This window comes from Micromonospora foliorum, assembly GCF_022229015.1.
Classification (GTDB): domain Bacteria; phylum Actinomycetota; class Actinomycetes; order Mycobacteriales; family Micromonosporaceae; genus Micromonospora; species Micromonospora foliorum.
In genome coordinates, this window is the sequence record NZ_JAKKFF010000270.1 from 1 (window position 1) to 1,764 (window position 1,764).

At 72.4% G+C, this 1,764-nt stretch carries 1 pseudogene; it reads left to right on the plus strand.

What is annotated here, in order from left to right:
• Positions 1–97 precede the first annotated feature (97 nt).
• Positions 98–1,403: pseudogene (locus PSH25_RS20075) on the plus strand (beta-N-acetylhexosaminidase); the annotation flags it as partial.
• Positions 1,404–1,764: the final 361 nt, after the last annotated feature.

The window sequence follows — 1,764 nt, forward strand, 5'->3', positions numbered from 1 at the left end:
CCGCCCCGCCCCCGCCCCCCCCCCCCCCGACCTCTGCTAACTGTCTCCCCCGCTACCCGAATCCGCCCTGACAACCGCAGCCGCCGACGACCGCACCGGCCAACCGGGCTACCCACCCGACACCACCCGCCGCGGCGTAACCATCCCCGCCAACACCGCCGCCGGCCTCTTCTACGGCGTGCAGACGCTGCGCCAGCTACTACCGGCGGCGATCGAGAGCCCCGACCCGGTCACCGAACGCTGGGCGCTGCCCGGCGGGACCATCACCGACGCACCCCGCTTCCCCTACCGGGGCGCGATGCTCGACGTGGCGCGGCACTTCTTCGCCGTCGAGGACGTGCTGCGGGTGGTCGACCACCTGGCCCGCTACAAGCTCAACCACCTGCACCTGCACCTCACCGACGACCAGGGTTGGCGGATCGCCGTCGACTCCTGGCCGAAGCTGACCGCCGTCGGCGGGACGACAGAGGTCGGCGGCGGCCCGGGCGGGCACTACACGAAGGCCGACTACGCGCGGATCGTCTCCTACGCGGCCGACCGCCACATCACCGTCGTACCGGAGATCGACCTCCCGGGGCACACCAACTCGGCGCTGGTCGCGTACCCGGAACTGGCCCCGGACAAGATCGCACCACCGCCGTACACCGGCACCGAGGTCGGCTTCAGCTACGTCGACCCGGCCGACGAGCGGACGTACGACTTCGTCGCCGACGTGTTGGGCGAGGTCGCCGCGCTCACCCCCGGCCCCTGGCTGCACATCGGCGGTGACGAGGCGTTCAAGGTGAAGGGCGAGGTCTACACCGGTTTCGTCGAGCGGGTCCAGCGCATCGTGGCCGACCTCGGCAAGACCGTCGTCGGCTGGCACCAGCTCGCACCGGCCGCCCACCTCGACGGGCGGGTCCTCCAGTGGTGGGGCACGAACGGCGAGGACCCCACCACCGTCGACGCCGTACGCCGCGGTGCCCGGCTGATCGTCTCCCCCGGCAACCACGCCTACCTGGACATGAAGTACGCCCCGGACACCCCGATCGGGCACGACTGGGCCGGCCTCATCGACGTACGAAAGGCCTACGACTGGGATCCGGGTACGCACGTCACCGGCGTACCCGCCGAGGCCGTGCTCGGCGTGGAGGCCCCGCTCTGGACCGAATCGGTCACCTCGCTGGCCGACATCGAACTCCTGCTCCTGCCCCGCCTCCCGGCCATCGCCGAACTGGGCTGGTCGCCCCGGTCGAGCCACGACTGGGCCAGCTTCCGCGACCGCCTGGCCGGCCAGGGCCCGCGCTGGACGACAGCCGGGATCACCTTCCACCGCGCGCCCGAGATTCCCTGGCCGACCACACCGACCATCCCGGCCCAGCGCAACGTGCCCCAAACCGACACCGCCACGCCCTGACCGGCCCGCCCACAGGCTGAGCGATGTCCTCGCCCGCCCTCACTGGGCGGTCCTGCCCCCCATGACCGCGCTCGATCCTCGTTGTAGTGGCCTCGTGGCATCAGGAGGGGCCTCTTTCCTGGATCGAGCACGATCTTGTGCCGCGCCGCACCGCGTTGTGCCGGACCGCACCGCGTTGTGCCGCGCCGCACCGCGTTGTGCCGGACCGCACCGCGTTGTGCCGGACCGCACCGCGTTGTGCCGCGCCGCACCGCGTTGTGCCGCGCCGCACCGCGTTGTGCCGAGCCGCACCGCGTTGTGCCGCGCCGCACCGCGTTGTGCCGCGCCGCACCGCGTTGTGCCGGAGCGAACCGCGCAATGACGGCGGC